Below are 20,599 nucleotides of genomic sequence, written 5' to 3'. Positions count from 1 at the left end.
GGGTCCGGTGGGGGGCGCCGCCCCCGGGGGCCCCCCGCCGCTGCGCGTGTTGCCGCATTTCAAAACATTTTGCCGATTCAAAACTCCGTGCGGCATACTGGCGATTCTTCCCCCGGTGCACCGACCATTCCTCTATTTCTGTGTGAGGGCCCCTGCCCCATGGGCGTTGTTCTGCGTGCCCTGCGTGCACTTGTCGTGCTCGCGGGTTTCTATCTCCTGTGCCTCGTCGTCCTCGGCGTCTTTGCCGGAATCGGAGTCGCCATTTATTGGCGGGGCCCGAATCCCCTCGCCTTCAAGCTCACCGTCGTCCTGGCCCTGCTGGCCTTCCCCGTCGTCCGCGGAATGCTCCTCGTCCGCACCCCCGAGGACGACGGCGACGAGGGCCTGCCCGTCGCCGAGCAGCAGCAGCCGCGGCTGTGGGCCGCCGTGCGGGAGGTGGCCGGCGCCGCCGGCACCCGCATGCCCGACGAGATCCTCCTCACCGGCACCGTCAACGCCGCCGTCTCCGAGAACGCCCGCCTGCTCGGGCTCCTGCCCGGCCGCCGCCGGCTCTACCTCGGCGTCCCCCTCATGACCGGCCTCGACGAGGCCCAGCTGCGCGCCGTCCTCGCCCACGAGTTCGGCCACTACGGGCACGCCGACACCCGCCTCTCCGCCATCACCGCCCGCGGCCGGCACGCCGTCGCCCGCACCGTGAACGCCTTCACGGAGCGGGCGGAGGAGCGGGTGGAGAAGGAGCGGCTGCGCCAGGAGAAGGCAGCCGAGAAGGCCCTCCGCAAGGGCCGCAAGGCCAAGGAAGTGGACACCCGCGGCGCCGGGTGGAGCTACCGTCAGATGAGCAAGCTGTTCATCGCCTACGGCAAGTTCGCCCTGCGGGCCACCCAGAGCGACGCCCGCCGCCAGGAACTCGCCGCCGACCGGCTCGCCGTCCGGATCGCGGGCCGCGACGCCACCGCGTCCGCCCTGCGCGAGACCGTCGTCCTCGACGCCGCCCACGGCTTCTACCTCCGCGGGTACGCCTCCGTCGGCGTGGCCGCCGGACTCCTGCCCCCGTACGGCCAGTTCTACGGCGGGCTCACCCGGCTGCTCGCCGAACCCGCCCGCCAGGAGGAGCTCGACGAGCTGCGCCGCGACCTCCCGCCGGACGACCCCTCCCCGTACGACGCCCACCCCCCGGCCACCGAGCGGATCCGCCTCATCGAGGCCATGCCCGACGACGGGCGCGGCGGCCTGCCCGCCGGCCCCGCCATGGCCCTGCTGGACGACCCCGCTCGTGTCTTCGCCGACCTCGAAGCGGCCACCCTCACCCAGGAAGCGCTGCGCATGCCCCGCGCCGACTGGCCCGAGCTCGTCCACCACGGCATCCGCGCCGGCCACGAGGCCGATGCGGAGCCCCTCCGCGACGCCATGGCCCGCGTCATCGGCGGCCCCGCCACCGTGCACGCCCTGCTCGACGCCGCCGACCGCGGCAGCCTGTGGCAGATAGCCGCCGGCCTCCCGCAGTCGCGGGCCGCGCAGCAGGCGAGCGGCCGGGCCGCACGCGAATTCCTGCGCCCGGCACTCCTCGACAGCCTGTCCAGCCTCGTCCTGCTGGAGCTCGTGGACGCCCGGGCGGCCTGGTGGGAGCTGTCCTGGGCGGAGAGCGCCCGGCTCCACCTGCCGGACGGCTACGACGCCCTGCTGCCGCAGGCCCTGCGGGCGGCCGTCGCCGACGCGCCCGACACCGCGCCGCTGCGCCGGCTGCTGCCGCAGGCCGCGCACGCCTGACGCCCCCGCCACCCCTCCGCGCACCCGCTCCTCCTCAACGAATCGAGCCGAACCCCCGTGGCACGACTGCTGCCCCTCCTCGTCATAGCCGTCTGGATCTTCATCTGGTACCGCAACCGCAAGGGCGCCGCCGCTCGGCCCGGGCGCGCGGCGGCCGCCGCCGCACCGGCCCGGCTGTCGAAGGAAGCGGCCGCCCTCGGCCTGCTCCCGCAGGACCGGCAGGACACCGGGCGGCTGCTGCACGACCCGCAGATCGACGGTGCGCGGGAGGCGGCCGGCCGTGGCGCCTGGGAGCCCGCCGCCGAGGCCATGACGGCCATCGGCAAGGACTGGGAGCGCCGCACCGCGCTCGTCATCTCCCTCGCGCGCGCCGCGGCCGACGAGGACGCCTGGCTCACGGCCTGGGAGACCGCCCGCCCGGGTGACCCCGGCGCCGCGGCCGTACGCGCCCGGTCCACCGTCTTCCTCGCCTGGCAGCTGCGGGGCGGCCGCACCGCGGACCGGACCTCGGCCGAGCAGTTCGAGGGCTTCCACCGCGTCCTGCTGCGGGCCCGCGAGGACATCGCCCGCGCGATCGAGCTCGCCCCCGAGGACCCCTCCCCGCACGTCTCCGACCTCTGGGCGGGCCTCGGCCTCGGCTACCCGCACGCGTACGTGCACGAGCTCTGGGCCGAGATCACCAGCCGCGCCCCCTTCCACTACGAGGCGCACTACAGCGCCCTCCAGTACTGGTGCGAGAAGTGGCACGGCTCGGCGGAACTGGCCCGCGACTTCGCGGACAAGGCGGCATCCGCCGCGCCGGCCGGCACCCTGCTGCCCGCGCTGCGGCTCGTCGCCCACTTCGAGCACCTCGACCGGCCGTTCAACGGCAAGCACTACCGCACTCCCGAAGCCGTGGCCATGGTCGACGCCCTCCTCGCCGACCTCCCGGCCGTCCGGCCCGACCACCCGCGCCTCCCCGAGGCCCGGCACCTGCTGGCCTTCTTCCTCGTGAAGCAGAAGCGGCACGCGGAGGCCCTCGAACAATTCCGGCTCGTCGACGGCTGCGTCGGCTCCCTGCCCTGGAGCTATTTCGAGGACCCCGCGGAAAAGTACTGCGATTACCGGGAACGAGCCGTTCAGGGCGCCCGGTAGTCACGTCCCGTTCAGCGGCGCGCGGTCCGCGCCCGCCCCCGCAACAACCGAAGAGAAAAGCAGAGCCCAATCCGTTTCCGGACTCGCGCAGCGTGAACTCTCCGCTGCGCAGCGCCACTTGACGGATTGGGCTCAGCTGTCTTGTCGCTCCCGGGTTCACTGGGCAACGCTCGGAACCAGCCGGTCGGGCGCTGCCCAGCACCGCAAGGGATCTGGAGGAGAAATGACGACAGCGCCGCACGGGCGGGAAGAACTCCCCTTCGGCAAGGACGTCCTGCCGGCGGTCCTCAAGCCCGGCGACGGAACGCAGCGGCTGTGGGGAAAGGGCTCCCTGGTGACCGTGAAGCTCACGGCCGAACAGACCAGGGGCGCCATGGGAATGACCCATTTCGCGGCGCAGCTCGGCGAGCGTTCCCCGAGCCACATCCACACGCTCGAGGACGAGATCTTCATGATCGGCAGCGGTGGCGTACGGGCCACCGTGGGCGACCGCACCGAACTCCTCGAAGGCGGCAGCGTGCTCTTCCTGCCGCGCGGAATCCCGCATTCGTATCTGGTCGAGAGCGAGACGGCCGACCTGTACGTGCTCACCTGCCCCGGCGGATTCGAGCGGTTCTTCCTGGACGGCGGATACCCCGTGCACATGGGGGCCGCCGCGCCGGTCGGCGACCGCTGGTCCGTCGAGCGCACGCAGGAGGTCGCCGAGAAGCTCGGCCTCGGCATCATCTGGGGCAGCTGACCGGCGCAAACACTGGTACCGCACAGAGAGAACCATGGGCATGCTGAACAGACGAACCATGCTGACCGGCACCGCCGCCGCAGTTGCGGGCGTCGCCGTGACACAGACGGGCCTCGCGCCCACCCGGGCCGCCGCGGCGGGCACCGGCGCCGGGGCGGAGGCCGGCGCGGGTGCACCCGAGGCGGTCACCGTACTCCCGGACGACCCGCGCTACGCCGACCTGGTCGTCGGCAACAACACCCGCTGGGTGGGCCGCCCCGAGTCCGTGCGCATCGTGCACACCACCGAACAAGTCGTCCGGACGGTGCAGGAGGCCGTCCGCGCCGGCAAGCGGATATCCATACGCGGCGGCGGCCACTGCTACGCCGACTTCGTCTACAACCCCGACGTCCAGATCGTCGTCGACATGACGGCCATGGACCAGGTCGGCTACGACGAGCAGCGCAAGGCCTTCTTCGTCGAGGCCGGGGCCACGCTGCTGCACGTCTACGAATCCCTCTACAAGGGCTGGGGGGTGGCCCTCCCCGGCGGCATGTGCTATTCCGTGGGCGTCGGGGGGCACATCAGCGGCGGTGGCTATGGAATGCTCTCGCGCAGGCACGGCCTCACCGTCGACCACCTCTACGCCGTCGAGGTCGTCGTCGTGAACGCCGACGGCACCGCACGGGCCGTGGTGGCGACCCGCGAGGCCGACGACCCGAACCGCGACCTGTGGTGGGCGCACACCGGCGCCGGTGGCGGCAACTACGGCGTGATCACCCGCTACTGGTTCCGTTCGCCGGACGCGACCGGCAGCGAGCCCGCCCAGCAGCTGATGCACCCGCCGAAGGACGTCTACGTCAGCGCGATCTCCCTGCCCTGGAGCAAGCTCGACAAGACGCGCTTCGCCACCCTGGTGAAGAACTTCGGGACCTGGCACGAGAAGAACGGCAGCCCCGACTCGCCGTACGCCTCGCTCTGCAGCTTCCTGATGATCAACCACCGGGCCAACAACAGCATCGGGCTGCTCACACAGATGGACGCCACCGTGCCGGGCGCGGAGAAGCTCATCACCGCCTACGTCGCCTCGATCACCTCGGCCCTCGGCATCAAGGCCGAGCCGCTGACCTCCGCGGTGGGCGAGCAGGGCCCGATGCCCGACTTCTTCACCCCGCAGCGCGTGCCCTGGCTGGCCTCGGTCCGCTTCCTGGGCACCAACAACCCCACGCTCACCAACCCCACCCTGCGCGGCATCCACAAGTCCGCCTACCTGCGCAAGGGTTTCAACGACGCCCAGATCGCCTCCCTCTACAAGCACCTGACCCGCACCGACCTGCAGAACCCCAACTCGATGGTGGTCCTGCTCTCCTACGGCGGGAAGATCAACACGGTGCGCTCCGGCGACACGGCCTCGGCCCAGCGCGACTCCATCTTCAAGGGCCTCTTCCAGAGCTTCTGGCCCGGCAAGGACCAGGACCCGCAGAACCTCGCCTGGACCCGCGAGGTCTACGCCGACGTCTTCGCCTCCACCGGCGGCTACCCCGTCCCCGGCCCGGCCGCCGACGGCTGCTACATCAACTATCCCGACAGCGACATCACCGACCCGCAGCAGAACAGGTCCGGGGTGCCCTGGACCACGCTCTACTACAAGGACAACTACCCCCGCCTGCAGCGCGTGAAGGCCGCCTACGACCCGCGCAACGTCTTCCGCCACTCGCAGTCCATCGCCCTGCCCAAGCAGTGACCCCCTCATGGAGGAGAACCAGATGACCGCACAGTTCGAAGGCAAGGTCGCCCTCGTCACCGGGGCGGGCTCCGGCATAGGCCGGGCCAGTGCCCTGGCCTTCGCACGCCGGGGCGCCACCGTCGTGGCCGTCGACGTCGCGCTGGAGCCCGCCGCGGAGACCGTGCGGCTCATCGAGGAGGAGGGCGGCAAGGCCAGCGCCGTCGCCGCCGACGTCACCAGCGCCCAGGACGTCGAGGCGATGGTCGCCACGACGGTCGCCCGCCACGGCGGTCTGCACATCGCGCACAACAACGCCGGGCTCTTCGCCCCGCCCGCGCCGCTGGCCGACACCGACCTCGCCACCTGGCACCGGCTCGTCGGCGTCAACCTCACCGGCGTGATGCTGTGCATGAAGTACGAGGTCGCCCACATGCGCGAGCACGGCGGCGGCGTGATCGTCAACGCCTCGTCCAACATCGGCTTCCACGGCCGCCGTCCCGGCATGGCCGCCTACGTCGCCTCCAAGGCCGGCGTCAGCGCCCTGACGCGGGTGGCCGCGCTGGACCACATCAAGGACGGCGTCCGCATCAACGCCGTGAGCCCCGGCGCCTCCAACACCTCCATGTCCTTCCGCCCCGGTGAGACCGAGGCCGACCGCAACGCACGGGTGGCCGGCACGGTGCCGATCGGCCGCGTCGCCGAGACGGAGGAGATCGTCGCCGCGGTCCAGTGGCTCGCCTCGGACGCCGCGAGCTTCGTCGTCGGCCACGACCTGGTGGCGGACGGCGGCATGACGGCCTGAGCGCCACGAGGGGTGCGGGGCGGGCGCCGGGCGCCCGCCCCGCACCCGCGCGTTCACCACAGGCTCCGGCGGGCCCGTGCGGAAGCACTCCGAAGCGGGCCCGCGGAATGGTCCGACCGGGTGGTCCAGGAGCCCGGGGACCGCTTGGCGCTCTCGGCGACGCCGGGTTCGGCCGTCCGGGTGGTGGGGGCGGGGACGGCCCCCGCGCTCGGGGAGCGGGGGCCGTCCGGACCGCGGAGCGGAGGGGTTCTCCGGGTCCGCTCAGGTGCCGGGCTTGCGGCCGTAGACGAAGACGTTGTCGCCGTTGCCCAGCATGGACCAGTACGTCCTGGCGTCGCCGTTGCGCATGTTCACGCAGCCGTGCGAGCCGGGCGGGGACCACACGCTGCCGTCGATGGCGTGGAAGGCCTGCCCGCCGTCGAAGAACTGCGCGTAGGGCATCCGCACGTTGTAGATCGTCGACCAGTGGTCGATCGACCGCCAGTAGATCTTCTTCGAGCCGGTCCGCGTCTCGTAGCCGGACCGTCCCGTGCGGACCGGGACGGGGCCGAACCTGACGGTCCGGCCGTCCTGTATCCAGCTGATCTGGCGGGTGAGGTCGACGCAGGCGATCCGGCCCTTGTTCACCGGGCACTTCCCGGCGGCGTTGGGGTCCCGCCGGGTGATCTCGTCCTGCATCGCCGCCCAGGTGACGGGCCCCGCGAAGCCGATGTTCGGCGTGATGCGGTGACTGGTCTGGAAGTCCTGGATCGCCTTGCAGTCGGCGGGCGACTGCCGGCCGTCCACCGGTCTGCCCAGGAACTTCTCGGCCTCCTTCTGGTAGGGCCCGGTCCGGGTCGTGCAGGCGGGCGCGGCCTGGGCCGGCCCGCCTATCGCCAGCATCAGCGGCGCCGTCAGCCCGAGCGTGCCCAGCAGCACCCCGAGCCGGCGTGCCGCGACCGGGCGCACCGTCTTGTTCCTGCTAAGTGTTCCCATATGACGTAAGACTGATAGCACCGGCCGGTGGTTGCAGCCGGAACGGAGCAACGAGCGCACCGCCACGAGACGGGGGCGCCCGTGGGGACCGGGTTCGGGGCGGCGGGCGAGACGTTCACGATCTTGCTCTGGTCGACGTCGTCCATGTCCCTCGCGGGCGGGCCGGTGACCCGGCCCTTGATTCCGTTGCTCACGAGGTGAACCGCGGGCCTGCTGAGCGACTTCGCGCGAACGGCTCCGCCGGACAGCTGCCCTCTGCCGTCGACGGCGCCGACGACGGACAACTCGCCTGCATTCCCGTGCCTTTCGCTTGCGGGCCAACTTTTGCGGTGCCGCGCCCGCTTGTCAATGTCCGCTCACTTCTCCGTGCGGACGGTCAGCGATTCTCCGCCATGGGCGCCCGGGACCCCGTCGGTGTGCCTGGTCCGAATGCGCCCGCGACCGGCGGAAGATAGGCAGCAATGAGCATTCCGGATCCACCGCCGAGGAATACCCGATTCCGGCGGTGGGGCCCGAAAAGGAGCGGCGCCGTGCGGAGTTTCCCCGCGATCCTCTTCGCCGTGCTCGCCGCGGTCAGCAATGCCCTGGCGGTCGTGCTGCAGCGCCGCGCGGCCCGTACCGTCCCCCTCGCTCCCGGGCTGCGGCTGTCCCTCTTCGCCCAACTCCTGCGCCGCAGGGCCTGGCTCGGCGGAATGGCCGCCGTCATGGCCGCCGCCTGCCTCCAGGCGCTCGCGCTGTCACAGGGCGCCATGGCCGTCGTCCAGCCCGTCTTCGTACTGGAACTGCCCTTCGCCCTCCTGCTCGGAGGACTCATCCTGGGCCGCAGGGTCACCGGGCCCGCCTGGCGCGGAGCCGTCTGCATCGCGGCCGGACTCGGCCCGGCCCTCGCCGCCGCCGCGCCCACCCCCGGCACCGGACGGCCGCCCGCGGACCGCTGGCTGCTCGCCCTCCTCTGCTGCCTCGCCCTCATCGGCGTGCTGACCGCCACGGCCCTGCGCCACTTTGAAGGCGGCCTGCGGGCCGCGTGCTTCGGCACCGCGGCCGCCGTCGGCTACGCCCTCACCGCCGCCCTGATGAAGGACGCGACACACGCCTGGCAGGACGGCGGCGCCGGCGCCTTCTTCCTCGCCTGGCAGACGTACGGGTTCGCCGTAGCCGGCGTCATGGCCCTCTTCCTGCTGGAGAACGCCATGCAGTCCGGCCCGCTCACCGCCTCGCAGCCCGCCCTCACCCTCGGCGACGCCCTGGTGAGCCTCTCGCTGGGCATCACCCTGTACGAGGAGCACGTCCGCGGCGGCTGGTGGATCCTCCCCGAGGCCGCCGGGGCCGCCCTGGTGCTGTACGGGGCGCTGACGATCTCCCGCGTCGCCCTCGCGCGGGACCTGGTGACGACGGCGGCCCGCACCGGGGCCGGCTGACGCACCGCCCCGCCGGAGAACGGCCCGGGACATGCCGCGGTGGCGGAACGGCCGCGCCGCTCCGCCACCGGAGGGTGCTCTCAGAGGTTGCGGGGCGTGAGCTCCGCCATCGCGGACCAGCCGTTGCCGGGAGCCTCGGTGCTGATGATCTGCGGCGTGGTGGCGATGGCCTCGGCCATCTCGTCCATGGCGGTCTTGAAGTGCGCGGAGTTCACGTGCGCGTCGCCGGCCTCGCGGGAGGCGAAGCCTTCCACGAGGACGAACTGGTTCGGGTTGTCGACGCTCCGGGACCACTCGAAGAACAGGTTGCCCGGCTCGTCCCGGGTGGCCTGGGTGAAGTCCTCGACGAGGTCGAGCCACTTCTCGGTGTACTCGGGGCGGACGGTCATCTTGACGACGATCAAGATCATGGCGGCTCCTGTCGTGTTCGGGCGGCGGTCCGGGGCACCGGGCCGGTCCCGGCCCCTGCCGACGGCGGCGGGCGGGAGCGCCCGTGCCGGTGCCCACGCTGGCGGAGGCGTGGGCACCCGGTGAAGCAGGGACGACAGCGATTCCGGCCCTCCCGGAAAATTGCACCCCGGCTGCGGCGGGACGGCCAGTCGGACGGGCAGCCGCCCGCCCGACCGCCGGAGCCGCTCGCGGGGCCGCCGACCCGTCCGCCGGAGCCCGCTACGCGGCCGGCGCTGCCCGCTCGACCGGGGCCGGAAGCGTCTGTGCCTGCTGCGGCCGGGCTGCCTGCGCGGGCGCGGTGAGGTCCTCCGCGCCGTCGGGGACGGGCACGGACATGAAGATGGCGTCCTGCTGCTCCTGGAGCTCGCGGGCGCGCTCGGGCGAGGTGGTGGGCAGCCGCTGCTCCTCGTACAGCTTGTGCGTCGCCTCCTGGGCCCACTTGCTCGACGGGGTGTGGAACTGCACCTCGAAGACGTGCTGGGAGTGCGGGTCGCGCCAGGCGGCGTTGATGCCCTTGTAGCCGTGCTTCCGGCCCCAGGTGTTGGACCACTTGACGCTGTCGTTGCCCCAGAGGGCCAGGGCGGAGGAGGCGATCGTCACTCCGTTGGTGTAGCTGCCGTCCGGCCACTGGAGGGTGTAGCGGACGGAGTCGCTGATCCTGGCCAGGGTGGCGTCGACGGTCTGCCCGGGGGCTTCCTTCATGGCCGTGGCGACCTTGCGCTTGAGCGAGTCCGGCGACTTCAGGCGGTGGTCGAAGCCGACGAGGGTGGCGTGGCTGATGCGGGCCACGGCCTCCATCTCGGGGCTGACCGTCCGCTCGGCGGAGCGGGCGCGGGCGAGGAACGCGTCGACCTTCTTGTTGTCCGCCGCGTTGAGGGACAGGCCGTCGCCCTGCCAACCGCCGTCACCGTCGGGAAGCCGCTCCGCCTTGGCCGGTTTGGCCGCTCCGGCCGCCGTGACCGTCTTGCCGGCGGACGCGGGGTGTCCCCCTGCCCGGACGTCGGCGAGCGCGCTCTGCACCGGTCCGGCGCTCAGGGCGGCGGCGAGCGCCGCGGCGACAGCGAGTCGAGGGGCAGTGCGGTTGTTGATCACCGTGTGATTCGTCCTTCGGCGCGTGAGGTGTGGTGTCCGGCGCCCCATACAACTGGTCGTCACCCGCACCGGTAACTGAACGGCACGCGCTGCGGCCCGCCTTTGGCCGGATCGCGGCGGTTGCGGGGCGGAATGTGGTCGTCCGGGCCCTGTGGGCCGTGCGGGTGACCAGGGGGTGTGTTGGCCGCATTCTTCGGATGATCGCTCAGATGCGTTGTTACGTTTTGCGGACTAATGACCCCTTTGGGGGTAGTTTTTCGGCGCTGGGGGAATGGGCGGTGGTTGCGGTGGTGGGTGGAGTGCGGGTGTCGGGGTGCGGCGTGGTCGCCGACGAGGACGCCGGCGGCGGGAGCGCCGTACCGGGGCCCGCGGGGGAGCGGCGCGCGGTGCCGCCCGTGGTGACCGGGGCACCGGGCGGGGACTACGACTACGAGGGCTTCAGCCGCCTGGCGGGGACGATGGAGGAGCCCCCGCCGCGGGGGCCCTACCGGGTGGGGTACCGGGCGCTGCGGGGCCGGGCGGGTTTCGCGGGGCTGTGGATGGGGCTGCTGGTGGGGCTGGCTCCCCTGACGGCGGCGGGCGTGCTGGTGTGGCTGCTGTGGCCGGGGCACTGGGTGGTGCGGCCCGGATGGCCGGGGTCGGTGGACGCGGTGATGCTGGCGTCGGTCGCGCTCGTCGAGGTGTTCCGCGTGGTGAACGTGGTCTCGGTGGCCCACGCCTCGTGCGTGGCGCGGGATCCCGTGCCGGTGCGCGCGCAGCCCGGCGCGCGGGTGGCCTTCTGCACGACGTTCGTACCGGGGAAGGAGCCCCTCGCCATGGTGTCGGCGACGCTGGAGGGGGCGGTGCGGGTCGGCTACGACGGCCTGGTGGACGTGTGGCTGCTGGACGAGGGCGACGACCCGGGCGCGCGGGCGCTGTGCGGGCGGCTGGGCGTACGGCACTTCTCCCGGAAGGGCGTGGCGCGCTACAACCGGCCGTCGGGGAAGTTCCGGGCCCGGACGAAGCACGGCAACTACAACGCCTGGCTGGACGCGCACGGCCATGACTACGACTTCGTGGCGTGCGTGGACACCGACCACGTGCCGCTGCCGAACTTCCTGGAGCGCATGCTGGGCTACTTCCGCGACCCGGACGTGGCCTTCGTGGTGGGCCCCCAGGTGTACGGGAACTACTCGGCCCGGGTGACGAAGGCCGCCGAGAGCCAGCAGTTCCTCTTCCACGCCCTCGTCCAGCGCGCGGGCAACCGGTACGGGTCGCCGATGTTCGTGGGGACGTCCAACTGCGTGCGCGTGAGCGTCCTGCAGCAGATCGGCGGCTTCTACGACTCGATCACCGAGGACATGGCGACGGGCCTGGAGATCCACCGGCGGAAGAACCCGGCGACGGGCCGCCGCTGGCGCTCGGTCTACACCCCCGACGTCCTGGCGGTGGGCGAGGGCCCCTCGTCGTGGACGGACTTCTTCTCCCAGCAGCTGCGCTGGTCACGCGGGACGTTCGAGACGCTCCTGCGGCAGTTCGGGCGGGCGGTGTGGTCCCTGTCCTTGGGCCGCCTGTGGAACTACTGCCTGCTGGTCGCCTACTACCCCATGGCCGCCATGACCTGGGTCCTCGGCGGCGTCTCCTGCGTCCTCTTCCTCTGCCTCGGGGCCTCGGGCATCAACGTGCCCTCGCAGGTGTGGCTGATGCTCTACGGCGACGCGGCCGTGCTGCAGATCTGCCTGTACGTCATCAACCGCCGCCACAACGTCAGCCCGCACGAGCCGGAGGGCTCCTCGGGCGTGGCCGGGATGGTGATGTCGGCGGTGTCGGCCCCCCTCTACGCGCGGGCCATGGGCCAGGCCCTGCTGCGCCGCCGCTCGGGCTTCGTGGTGACCCCGAAGGGCGCGTCGGCGTCGGGGGACTGCACGGCGACGTTCCGTACGCATCTGTGGTGGGCCTGCATGTTCGGGGTGTGCCTGGTGGCGTCGGTGCTGCTGGGACACTCCTCCGTCGCCATGCGGGTATGGGCCGGCATGGCCATGGTCACCGCGCTGGGGCCGGCCGGAGTGTGGCTGGCGGGCCGGGCGCGCGACCGCTGGCCGAGCGGCCGGGGCACCGGCGACGGCCCGGCGGTCTCCCGCCCCCGCACCCAGCACAGTGCCGCCTGACATGGCCGGCGAAGCCGCTCCCGGCCCCATGCGCGTGCTCGTGCTCGGCGCGTCCCTGCGGACCGACTCGCTCAACGCCCGGCTGGCCTCGCTGGTGGCCCGCCTGGTCCGGGACGAGGCGGGCGCGGACGTCGACCACGCCCACATGGACGAGTTCGCGATGCCGCTCTACAACGGCGACGCCGAGGCCGCCGAGGGCCCGCCTCCCGGGGCGCTCGCGCTGCGCGACCGGCTGACCGCGTGCCACGCGCTGGTCATCTCCTCCCCGGAGTACAACGCCTCGATGCCCGGCGGGCTGAAGAACGCCATCGACTGGGTCTCCCGCGTCCGCCCCCAGCCGTTCAAGGACAAGCACGCCCTGCTGGTCTCCGCGTCGCCCTCCATGGTGGGCGGCAACCGCGGGCTGTGGGCCCTGCGCGTCCCGCTCGAACACCTGGGCACGCGCGTCTACCCCGACATGTTCAGCCTCGCCAAGGCGCACGAGGGCTTCACCGGCGACGGCGACCTCTCCGACAGCGGACTCCACGCACGCCTGGTGGAGGCGGTGACGTCGTTCCTGCGGCTGGTCGAGGCGGACACGCGCTACGTCTGCCTGCGCCGCCGCTGGTACGAGTTCCTCGGCGACTGCACGGACGCCCCCGTCACCCAGCGCGCCCAGGACTGACCGGGCCCTCCCGGCCGCCGTCCCCGCCCGCGAGCTCCGCCGCCGCGAGCGCGCAGCCCCACGACACCGTCACCCCCGCCCCGCCGTGGCCGTAGTTGTGGACCAGGCGTGCCCCGCCCGGCAGCCGGCCGGCCTCCAGCCGCGCGGGGGAGCGGGCCGGGCGCAGGCCCGCCCGGTGGGCCAGGACCCGGGCCCCCGCCAGCCGGGGGTCCACTTGCGCGCAGCGGCTGATGACCGACCGGGCCGTGGCGGGCGAGGGGGCGCGGTCCCAGACGTGCTCGCGGGCGATCCCGCCGAGGACCACGCCGTACGGCTGCGGGAAGACGTGGAGGAACTCTCCCGTCGCGCTGTCCTCGGCGACGAGCCACTCGGTGACCCCCGGGTTCTCCACGACGGCGACCTGTCCCTGCACGGGGTGCACCCGCGGGTCGGGGACGAGGTCGCGGGCGCCGAGCCCGGTGCAGTTGACGACGACCGGTGCGGCGCGGCCCGCCTCGGCCAGGTGCGCCACGGCCCGGTGGACGACGGTGCCGCCCGCCGCGGCGAACCGCCGCTGCAGATATCCGAGATATGCCGGCATGTCCACCAGGGGCGTACGGGCGCGGAGGCCGTGACCGTAGCCCGCGGGCAGTTCCTCACGACCGGCCGGCCGCAGCCCCGGAACGCCCGCGGCCCAGTCGGCCCGCTCCTCCGGCTCCGTGCTCGCGTGCGTCCCGTCGACGAGCCGGACGCCCGTCTCGTCCGGCCGGTCCGCGAGGCGGGACAGCTGCCGGAAGGACGCGAGGGCCCAGGGGGCGACGGCCTCCCGGGGCTCGATCCGGTACGGCCACCAGAGGCCGCCGGCCACGGCGGAGGTGGTCTCCGCGGGCCGCTCACGGCTCCAGGCCTCCACCCGCAGCCCGGCCTCCGCCAGCACCACCGCGGTGGTCAGCCCGATGACCCCGGCCCCCACGACGATCGCATCGCTCGTCATGCCGACACGGTAGCGCCGCGGGCGCCGGCCCGCGGCCGTGCGGGCAGCCGGTTCCGCACGGGATTGCGGCACCGGTTTCCGGCGCAGAGAACAGCGGGGTTCAGGTGTCCGGAACGTCGTTTCCCAGATATCGCGCTGTTGACTTCTCCACCGCCCTGTGGAATGGATTCCTCACCCGGATCCGGCCTTTCTTCACTCCGATCCTCCGGGAGCGATCCCCTTGAGCACGGCGACGACTAGCCATGGGAGCGCCATGTCCAGATCCAGAGTGCTCGTCCTCTGCGGTGCGGCACTGGCCGCGATATGCGGCCCGGTCCTGCCCGCGCACGCGGCGGCCCCGGCGATCGCCGTGCCGCCCGACAAAATAGTGATCGAAGTCGCGACGGTGAACGGTTCCGGCTGTCCCCAGGGCACCGCGGCCGTGGCCGTCTCCCTCGACAACACCGCGTTCACCGTCACGTACAGCCAATACCTCGCCCAGGTGGGGCTGGGAACGAAACCGACGGACTTCCGTAAGAACTGCCAATTGAATCTGATCGTCCATGTGCCGCACGGATTCACGTACGCGATTGCGAGCGTCGACTACCGCGGATATGCCCATCTCGAACCCGGCGCCACGGGCGAGCAGAAGGCCTCGTACTACTTCCAGGGACAATCGCAGACCGCCGTCAAAGCGCACCAGTTCAAGGGTGCGCTCGACGACAGCTGGCAGGCCACCGACACCAATGAGATCGCGCAGTACGTGTGGGCGCCCTGCGGCGAGCAGCGCAACTTCAACGTCAACACCGAGCTGACCGTCGGAGCGGGCACCTCCGACCCCACGAAGACCACCAGCTTCATGGCCATGGACTCCACGGACGGCGCCATCAACACCGTCTACCGCCTGGCCTGGAAGGAGTGCCCGCCCAAGCCGTAGCCACCCCCGGGGTTGTGGGAACCGAACAAGGCAGCCCTCGCCGGCACTGGTATCGGCCCCGCTGTCCGGAAGCCGCCGGGACCGGCGAGGATGAACAGGTGCTCGACACCCTCGACCCCGCGGACCCCTCGTTCGCACGCGACCCCTACCCGTACTACGCCCACCTGCGTACCACGGGCCCCGCGGCACGCGTGGCGCTGGCCAACGGCACGGACGCCTGGCTGGTCACCGGCTACCGGCAGGCCCGGGAGGTCCTGGCCGACCCGCGCTTCTCCAACGTGCCCCCGCGCGCCGCGGGCCGCCCCAAGCCGGACTCGCCGGCCCAGCGCGCCCGCGGCTGCCTCGCCCGCCACATGCTCAACACCGACGCCCCCGACCACACCCGGCTGCGCCGGCTGACCACCGCCGCCTTCACCCCGCGCCGGGTCGACGCCCTCCGCCCCCGCATCGAGCAGCTCACCGCGGAACTGGTGACGGACGTGGCGGGCCGGCTGGCCCGCGAGGGCACGGCCGACCTCGTCGACGCCTTCGCCTTCCCGCTGCCCGTCCTCGTCATCGGCGAGGTGCTCGGCGTCCCCACCGCCGACCGGGCCGACCTGCGCACCTGGACCTACCAGGTCGGCTCGCCCGCGGACGCCCTCCCCGCCGGCGCCGTCGACCGGGCGTGGACCAGCCTCCACGGCTACTTCACCGCACTCATCGCCCAGAAGCGGCGGGCCCCCGGCGACGACCTCTTCAGCGCCCTCGTCCACGACGAGGCCGAAGGCGGGCTGGACGACGGCGAACTGCTCGCGATGGCGTTCCTGCTGCTCTTCGCCGGCTACGAGACGACCATGAACCTGCTCGCCTCCGCCTCGCTCCTCCTGCTCACCCACCCCGAAGAGCTGGCCGCGGCCCGGAAGGGCGGGCCCGCGCGCTGGGCCGCCGTGGCCGAGGAGGCCCTGCGCCACGCCAGCCCGCTGGAGGGGACGACGTGGCGGCGCACGACCGAGGAGGTCGACCTGGGCGACGGCGTGGTCCTGCCCGCCGACGCCTCGGTCCTCGTGGTCCTCGCCGCGGCCAACCGCGACCCCGGCGTCTTCCCCGAGCCGGACGCGTTCCGGCCCGGCCGCTACGCCGCCTCCGGCGAACGGGCGGCCGAAAGGGCGGGTGCAGGGGCAGCTGAACGGGCGGCGCCCCACGCGGCCTTCGGACACGGCCCGCACTTCTGCCTCGGCTCCCGGCTCGCCCGGCTTGAAGCGGAGGTGGCTCTTCCGATGCTTTTCGGTGAGGACGGCCGGATGCCGGCCTTCACCCTCGCCGCAGACCCCGCCACGCTTCCCTACCGCCCGGGCCTCCTCGTCCGCGGCCCGCGGCACCTTCCGGTGGTCCGCGCCGGCTCCGCCGGCTGACCCGGCCGGCTGCGCCCGGGTGCCGGGCCCGGCACCCGCGGGCCCGCCGGCCGGGCGGTCGGAGGGACTTCCTCCCCCGGCCGTACGCATGGGCTCTACAGTGGCCTGTGCCTTTGTGTGCTGCCAGGGAGGAAGTGCGTAGTGGTCGACACGGTCCGGGGTTGTGTGCTGTTACTGGACGGTACGCCTGACCGGCGGCGAGGTGTCCTGCCGAATCCGACCGCGCACGCCGTCGCGGGCGCCCACCCCCGCCGCTTCCTCGCCGCGGACGCCGTGGACGTGGTCCAACTGCCCGCGGTGGAGGGCCCGCAGAGCGCCCTCGCCTACCTGCAGCACGCCGCGGCGGTGCCCGGCCCGCTCCTGGTCTGGGTGACGGGGCGGCTGATGGTCCCCGCCCGCCGCGGCGGCGAGCTGCACCTGGCCCTTTCCGGCAGCACCCCGGCCGCCGTCCGCTACACCGGGCTGCCCTGGGCGTGGCTGCTGCGCACCCTGCAGGCCCACGCGGGACCGCTGCTGCTGATGGCGGACCTGGAGGCCGACGCCGCCGCCTGGCCGCACGTCGTGAGCGGGGCGGGCTCCGGAGAACTCGCCCAGGGCGTGCCCCTGTTCGGCGTGATCAACCCCGTCCCGCCCGCGCCCGCGCGCGAAGCCGGCCCGTACACGCGGGCCCTCATCGAAGCCCTGCAGACCGGCGACCCCCACGCCGGCCCCGTGCTCGACGTGCCCACGATCCACCGGCGCGCCCTGCTCGCAGCGGGAGCGGGCCCGGACACCGTGCCCCTGCAGTGGGGAACGCCCGGCCCGGTCCTGGCCAACGTCGCCGCCGCGGCCCGACCGCACCCGCAACCGGAGCCTTGGGCGCCCGCCGAACCGGCTCCCCCGCAGCAACCGGCTTCCTTGCGACAGCCCGAGCCCGAGCCCGAGCCGGCCCCGGTCCTGCCCCCGGACCCCGGCCCCGCACCCGCCGCCGTCCCGGCTCCCGTCCCCGCCCAGGACGACCTCCTGCCCGGCATCCTGGCCGCCGCCCACGCCGGCCGGCACAACGAGGCCGCCGCCATGGCCGCCGCGGGCGAGCAACAGGCCCTGCGCCACTACGGGCCCGACAGCCCCGAGGCGGGGCTGTGGGTCGAAGTCCGTGCGGACCTCGCCCGCATGGCCGGCGACCACTCCCGGGCCGCCGAGCTGTGGATGACGGCCGCCGCCGCCCGCTTCGGCCGCAGCGGACCCGTCGACGGAGAGGCCCTGGCAGCGCTGAAACGCGCGCACTACTGCTGGCAGCACAGCGGCGATCAGGCACACCGTCTCGCCCCCGCCCTGCTCGCCCTGTGGGAACGGGTCCCCGGCGGCGAGGGCGCGGCCGGCCACATCCGGGCGCACCTGCAGGGAGCGGAGGAGAACGCCCCGCCCACGGTGGCCCGCTGACGCTCCGCCGGGCGGCCCCGGCTCACCACCGGGGCGCGCGGTGGCGCGCGTCGGCGCGTGCGGGCAGAACGGGGGTGACGGGCGTGCCCGGAAGGTAGCAGTCGGGTGACAGATCCCCACATAGCGAGGAGTTCGTGATGAAGCGTCTGCGCTCCGCCCTGACGACGGCTGCCGCCACCGTCCTGCTGAGCGTGTGCGGGGTGGCGCTGGCCTCACCGGCGCACGCGGATGTCGATGCCAGCGTTCTGGGCGGAACCGTCACGGCGCTGGCGGACGGAGTGATTGACGTGGGCCTCTTCAGCGGCCGCGTGCTGTCCGTTCAGAATCCGCTCGAAGGCATCGTCTGACGGCTCAGGGCACCAGCCCGTACAGCCGCCGCGCGTTCCCGGAGCCGATCAGTGCGGCGATCCGGGGCGCGTCGGCGGCGGGCCACGCCCCCTCGGCCACCCACGCGTGCGTCAACTGCCGGACCGCCTGCGTGAACAGGCGGGCGCCGGCCACGTACAGCTCGGGCAGCCCGTAGGCGTCGGTGGAGAACATGACCTTCCCGAACGGGACCAGTTCCAGCACCTCGGCGAGGACGGCCGCGGCGCGCGCCCCGGTGTACGAGAGCGTCAGCCCGATGTCGGCGTGGACGTGCGGGAAGACGTGGGCGAGATAGGCCGCGTTGCGGTGGTACGGGTAGGCGTGCAGGAGGACCAGCGGGCAGCCCGTGGGCCGTACGGCCTTGATGAAGTCGGTGAGCAGGGCCGGGTCGCTGCGGTGCAGGCGCAGGTCGGGGTCGCCGAACCCGGTGTGGATCTGCAGCGGCAGCGCGGTTCCGGCGGCCGTCCACAGCAGGTGGCGGAGGAGGACGGGGTCGTGGAGGCGGCGGCCGGCGTCGCGCGCGGCCAGCAGCCGGTCCACGGCGGCGCCGAGCTCCCCGGGGCCCGGCGGCGCGGGGTCGAAGCCGAGGCCGTGGCGGTAGGCGGCCACCGATTTGAAGCCCACGGCCGTACGGGCCGCTTCGTGCACGGCCTCCTGCAGGCCGTCGAGGAACTCCCGGCCGGTGCCTGCCTTCTGCGCCGCGTGCTCGGCGACGGTCTCCAGCCGGACGATCTCGTGGGCGCGCCCGCCGCCCGCCGCGGCGAGCTCCTCGGGGGTGGTGAGGCCGTCGGCGAGGCCGGTGTCGACGACGTAGTCGCTGATGCCGGTGGCGCGCAGCAGCCGCCTGCGGGTCTCCTCTTCCCCCAGTGCGGCGCGGCGGGCGAGGTAGTCGGCGGGCGGGCAGTGGGCGGGGAGCCCGAGCAGCGGCGGGCACCAGCGGCGCACGGCGAAGCCCAGCTGGCTGTCGAAGAACGTGGTGCCGCCGGCGGCCGGCGCGTCGGACTCGGTCAGGTAGGACAGGAACCGGGCCTCGTCGAGGGGGCCGCGGGCCACGCCGTGGCAGTGGTGGTCCACCAGGTCCGTCGGGTCCGTCAGGTCCACCGGATCCGCCGGGTTCACCATGGCGCAGCCCCTCCGTGGAGTCGAGTCCTCGTCAGTACCGGTGCCGGAGGCCCGAGACGACGGCCTCCGGGGAGTCGTGCCGCGTGCGCGCGTGCTCGCCCTCGCGGACGGCCAGGAACGCCTCGTAGAGCGGCTCCCCGAGGGCGTCCCGCAGGAGTTCCGAGCCGCGGAGGCGGTCGAGGGCCTCCGGCAGGCTCGTGGGCAGCCGGGGCACGGCGGCGCCGGTGACCGCCGGGTCGCCGCTGACGGGGTCGGGCAGGGTGTGCTTCCGCTCGATGCCGTTCAGGCCCGCGGCGATGACCGCGCCCGCGGTCAGGTACGGGTTGGCCGTCGCGTCGATGCACTTGATCTCGGCGTTGGCGCTGCCCGGGTCCCGGGCCGGGCCGGGGATGAAGCGCAGCGCCGCCTCCCGGTTCTCGGGGCCCCAGCACTGGAAGGCGCCGGCCCACCGGGAGGGGGCGAGCCGGAGATAGCCCGCGGGGTGCGGGGCGGTGATCGCCAGCAGGGCGGGGAGCTCGTGGAGGACACCGGCGAGGAACGCCTCGCCGGGCCCGGTCATGCCGAACGGCCCGTCGCCGCCGCGGAAGAGGTTGCGGCCGTCCCGCCAGAGGCTGAGGTGGAGGTGCGCGCCGTTGCCCACGGTGCCGGGCTCGACGAGGGGCGCGAACGTGGCGTCCAGGCCGTGGCGCGCGGACACGGCGCGGATGGTCTCCCGGACGAGCACGGTGTGGTCAGCGGCGGTGACGGGGCCGGCCGCGGCGGTGGAGACCTCGAACTGGCCGGGGGAGTACTCCGGGTGGATCTGCAGCACGTCGATGCCCTGGGCGGCCAGGGCCCGCAGGACGTCGCGCACGTAGTCGGAGAGCCCGACGACGCGCGTCATGCCGTAGGCGGGGCCGGGGCCGGCGTAGCGCGGGGAGCCGTCCGCCGCGCGGGCCCCGCCGCCCGCAACGGCCTGCTCGCCGGCCCGGTCCGCGGCGTGGGTGACGACCCACTCGGTCTCGTACCCCATGCGCAGTTCGAGGCCGGCCTGCGCGGCCCGGTCGGTCATGCGGCGCGCGAACAGGCGCTGGCAGGCCGCGTACGGGGTGCCGTCCTGTTCGTGGCGGTCGACCGGGGCCCAGGCCCAGCCCGGCTGGGCGGCGAGGACGGTGAGCCGGTCGAGATCGGGGAAGAGGCGCAGGTCCCCGTCGGGGCCGCCGATGTGACGGCTGGTGACGGCGGAGTCGTCGCTGAGGTACACGTCGAAGACGGGCGACATGCCCACGCCCCACTGTGCCGCGTGGGCGAGCCGGGCGGTGGGGACGGCCTTCACGCGGGTGATGCCCGCGTTGTCGACCCAGGTCAGGGCGATGCCGTGGATGTCCTTGGCGGTCAGGCGCGCCGCTTCCTGACGTGCGGCCGAGGCCGCGGCTTCGTGCGGTGGTGTGTCCACGCTCGCTCCTGGGGATGCCCGGTGTCTCGCCACTCCTGTGGGCCATTACACCCCACGAGGGCGCGCCCGGTGACGAAACGC

Annotated in this window: 18 protein-coding genes; 12 read left to right on the top strand and 6 right to left on the bottom strand. The window is 73.5% G+C overall.

The window, feature by feature from the left end:
• Window positions 1-159 precede the first annotated feature (159 nt).
• From ACOTKD_RS09760 to ACOTKD_RS09740, 5 genes are all read left to right on the top strand, one after another.
• Complete coding sequence (locus ACOTKD_RS09760) at window positions 160-1,767, top strand: M48 family metalloprotease (protein ID WP_424888474.1); 1,608 nt, start codon at window positions 160-162, stop codon at window positions 1,765-1,767.
• A 57-nt stretch (window positions 1,768-1,824) separates the two neighbouring features.
• Window positions 1,825-2,901, top strand: a complete 1,077-nt coding sequence (locus ACOTKD_RS09755) for a hypothetical protein (protein WP_424888473.1) — start codon at window positions 1,825-1,827, stop codon at window positions 2,899-2,901.
• Between the two features lie 223 nt (window positions 2,902-3,124).
• Window positions 3,125-3,640, top strand: a complete 516-nt coding sequence (locus tag ACOTKD_RS09750) for a cupin domain-containing protein (protein ID WP_424888472.1) — start codon at window positions 3,125-3,127, stop codon at window positions 3,638-3,640.
• A 34-nt stretch (window positions 3,641-3,674) separates the two neighbouring features.
• Window positions 3,675-5,363, top strand: coding sequence for an FAD-binding oxidoreductase (locus ACOTKD_RS09745; protein ID WP_424888471.1), 1,689 nt, complete (start codon window positions 3,675-3,677; stop codon window positions 5,361-5,363).
• A gap of 22 nt (window positions 5,364-5,385) precedes the next feature.
• Window positions 5,386-6,147, top strand: a complete 762-nt coding sequence (locus ACOTKD_RS09740; protein WP_424888470.1) for an SDR family NAD(P)-dependent oxidoreductase — start codon at window positions 5,386-5,388, stop codon at window positions 6,145-6,147.
• A gap of 261 nt (window positions 6,148-6,408) precedes the next feature.
• Here the strand turns inward: ACOTKD_RS09740 and ACOTKD_RS09735 are convergent, their stop codons facing one another.
• Entirely contained in the window at window positions 6,409-7,122 is a 714-nt protein-coding gene (locus ACOTKD_RS09735) for a L,D-transpeptidase family protein (protein ID WP_424888469.1), read from the bottom strand.
• A 530-nt stretch (window positions 7,123-7,652) separates the two neighbouring features.
• Between ACOTKD_RS09735 and ACOTKD_RS09730 the strand changes: the two genes are divergently transcribed.
• Window positions 7,653-8,540: a DMT family transporter gene (locus ACOTKD_RS09730; RefSeq protein WP_424888468.1), complete on the top strand. Its 888-nt coding sequence runs from the start codon at window positions 7,653-7,655 to the stop codon at window positions 8,538-8,540.
• An 80-nt stretch (window positions 8,541-8,620) separates the two neighbouring features.
• Here ACOTKD_RS09730 and ACOTKD_RS09725 read toward each other — a convergent pair whose 3' ends face one another.
• Both ACOTKD_RS09725 and ACOTKD_RS09720 read right to left on the bottom strand, forming a co-directional pair.
• Complete coding sequence (locus tag ACOTKD_RS09725; protein ID WP_235482267.1) at window positions 8,621-8,950, bottom strand: putative quinol monooxygenase; 330 nt, start codon at window positions 8,948-8,950, stop codon at window positions 8,621-8,623.
• A 259-nt stretch (window positions 8,951-9,209) separates the two neighbouring features.
• Window positions 9,210-10,130 (bottom strand): ATP nucleotide 3'-pyrophosphokinase, encoded by a 921-nt coding sequence (locus tag ACOTKD_RS09720; RefSeq protein WP_424888467.1) that lies wholly within the window; start codon window positions 10,128-10,130, stop codon window positions 9,210-9,212.
• A 410-nt stretch (window positions 10,131-10,540) separates the two neighbouring features.
• Here ACOTKD_RS09720 and ACOTKD_RS09715 point away from each other — a divergent pair, with 410 nt between their 5' ends.
• Window positions 10,541-12,229 (top strand): glycosyltransferase family 2 protein, encoded by a 1,689-nt coding sequence (locus tag ACOTKD_RS09715; RefSeq protein ID WP_424888800.1) that lies wholly within the window; start codon window positions 10,541-10,543, stop codon window positions 12,227-12,229.
• 1 nt (window position 12,230) lies between these two features.
• A complete protein-coding gene (locus ACOTKD_RS09710) occupies window positions 12,231-12,893 on the top strand; it encodes an NADPH-dependent FMN reductase (protein ID WP_424888466.1) in 663 nt (220 codons plus the stop codon).
• Here ACOTKD_RS09710 and ACOTKD_RS09705 read toward each other — a convergent pair.
• Window positions 12,871-13,866, bottom strand: coding sequence for an NAD(P)/FAD-dependent oxidoreductase (locus ACOTKD_RS09705; RefSeq protein WP_424888465.1), 996 nt, complete (start codon window positions 13,864-13,866; stop codon window positions 12,871-12,873). The two genes, ACOTKD_RS09710 and ACOTKD_RS09705, sit on opposite strands and share 23 nt — an antisense overlap.
• A 253-nt stretch (window positions 13,867-14,119) precedes the next feature.
• On the opposite strand from ACOTKD_RS09705, the gene ACOTKD_RS09700 reads away from it, so the two are divergent.
• The 4 genes from ACOTKD_RS09700 (at window position 14,120) to ACOTKD_RS09685 (ending at window position 17,942) form a co-directional block, all read left to right on the top strand.
• Window positions 14,120-14,782, top strand: coding sequence for a DUF4360 domain-containing protein (locus ACOTKD_RS09700; protein WP_424888464.1), 663 nt, complete (start codon window positions 14,120-14,122; stop codon window positions 14,780-14,782).
• Between the two features lie 98 nt (window positions 14,783-14,880).
• Complete coding sequence (locus ACOTKD_RS09695) at window positions 14,881-16,173, top strand: cytochrome P450 (protein ID WP_424888463.1); 1,293 nt, start codon at window positions 14,881-14,883, stop codon at window positions 16,171-16,173.
• Window positions 16,174-16,314: 141 nt separating this feature from the next.
• Complete coding sequence (locus tag ACOTKD_RS09690) at window positions 16,315-17,595, top strand: hypothetical protein (protein WP_424888462.1); 1,281 nt, start codon at window positions 16,315-16,317, stop codon at window positions 17,593-17,595.
• 137 nt (window positions 17,596-17,732) lie between these two features.
• Window positions 17,733-17,942, top strand: a complete 210-nt coding sequence (locus ACOTKD_RS09685; protein WP_424888461.1) for a hypothetical protein — start codon at window positions 17,733-17,735, stop codon at window positions 17,940-17,942.
• A gap of 4 nt (window positions 17,943-17,946) precedes the next feature.
• Here the strand turns inward: ACOTKD_RS09685 and ACOTKD_RS09680 are convergent, their stop codons facing one another.
• Both ACOTKD_RS09680 and ACOTKD_RS09675 read right to left on the bottom strand, forming a co-directional pair.
• Window positions 17,947-19,083 (bottom strand): amidohydrolase family protein, encoded by a 1,137-nt coding sequence (locus ACOTKD_RS09680; protein WP_424888460.1) that lies wholly within the window; start codon window positions 19,081-19,083, stop codon window positions 17,947-17,949.
• A gap of 31 nt (window positions 19,084-19,114) precedes the next feature.
• A complete protein-coding gene (locus tag ACOTKD_RS09675; protein ID WP_424888459.1) occupies window positions 19,115-20,518 on the bottom strand; it encodes a glutamine synthetase family protein in 1,404 nt (467 codons plus the stop codon).
• Window positions 20,519-20,599: the final 81 nt, after the last annotated feature.

The organism is Streptomyces sp. XH2 (assembly GCF_049725035.1).
GTDB lineage: Bacteria > Actinomycetota > Actinomycetes > Streptomycetales > Streptomycetaceae > Streptomyces > Streptomyces roseoverticillatus.
Note: the sequence above shows the minus strand (reverse complement) of the source record. Positions and strands in the feature narration are given on the sequence as shown.

What these genes read in the sequence shown, in the direction of transcription:
- ACOTKD_RS09710 (WP_424888466.1), top strand. Translation starts at nt 12,231, where the DNA reads ATGGCCGGCGAAGCCGCTCCCGGCCCCATGCGCGTGCTCGTGCTCGGC.
- ACOTKD_RS09750 (WP_424888472.1), top strand. Translation starts at nt 3,125, where the DNA reads ATGACGACAGCGCCGCACGGGCGGGAAGAACTCCCCTTCGGCAAGGAC.
- ACOTKD_RS09735 (WP_424888469.1), bottom strand. Translation starts at nt 7,122, where the DNA reads ATGGGAACACTTAGCAGGAACAAGACGGTGCGCCCGGTCGCGGCACGC.
- ACOTKD_RS09680 (WP_424888460.1), bottom strand. Translation starts at nt 19,083, where the DNA reads ATGGTGAACCCGGCGGATCCGGTGGACCTGACGGACCCGACGGACCTG.
- ACOTKD_RS09705 (WP_424888465.1), bottom strand. Translation starts at nt 13,866, where the DNA reads ATGACGAGCGATGCGATCGTCGTGGGGGCCGGGGTCATCGGGCTGACC.
- ACOTKD_RS09715 (WP_424888800.1), top strand. Translation starts at nt 10,541, where the DNA reads ATGGAGGAGCCCCCGCCGCGGGGGCCCTACCGGGTGGGGTACCGGGCG.
- ACOTKD_RS09760 (WP_424888474.1), top strand. Translation starts at nt 160, where the DNA reads ATGGGCGTTGTTCTGCGTGCCCTGCGTGCACTTGTCGTGCTCGCGGGT.
- ACOTKD_RS09725 (WP_235482267.1), bottom strand. Translation starts at nt 8,950, where the DNA reads ATGATCTTGATCGTCGTCAAGATGACCGTCCGCCCCGAGTACACCGAG.
- ACOTKD_RS09740 (WP_424888470.1), top strand. Translation starts at nt 5,386, where the DNA reads ATGACCGCACAGTTCGAAGGCAAGGTCGCCCTCGTCACCGGGGCGGGC.
- ACOTKD_RS09700 (WP_424888464.1), top strand. Translation starts at nt 14,120, where the DNA reads ATGTCCAGATCCAGAGTGCTCGTCCTCTGCGGTGCGGCACTGGCCGCG.
- ACOTKD_RS09685 (WP_424888461.1), top strand. Translation starts at nt 17,733, where the DNA reads ATGAAGCGTCTGCGCTCCGCCCTGACGACGGCTGCCGCCACCGTCCTG.
- ACOTKD_RS09720 (WP_424888467.1), bottom strand. Translation starts at nt 10,130, where the DNA reads ATGGGGCGCCGGACACCACACCTCACGCGCCGAAGGACGAATCACACG.
- ACOTKD_RS09745 (WP_424888471.1), top strand. Translation starts at nt 3,675, where the DNA reads ATGGGCATGCTGAACAGACGAACCATGCTGACCGGCACCGCCGCCGCA.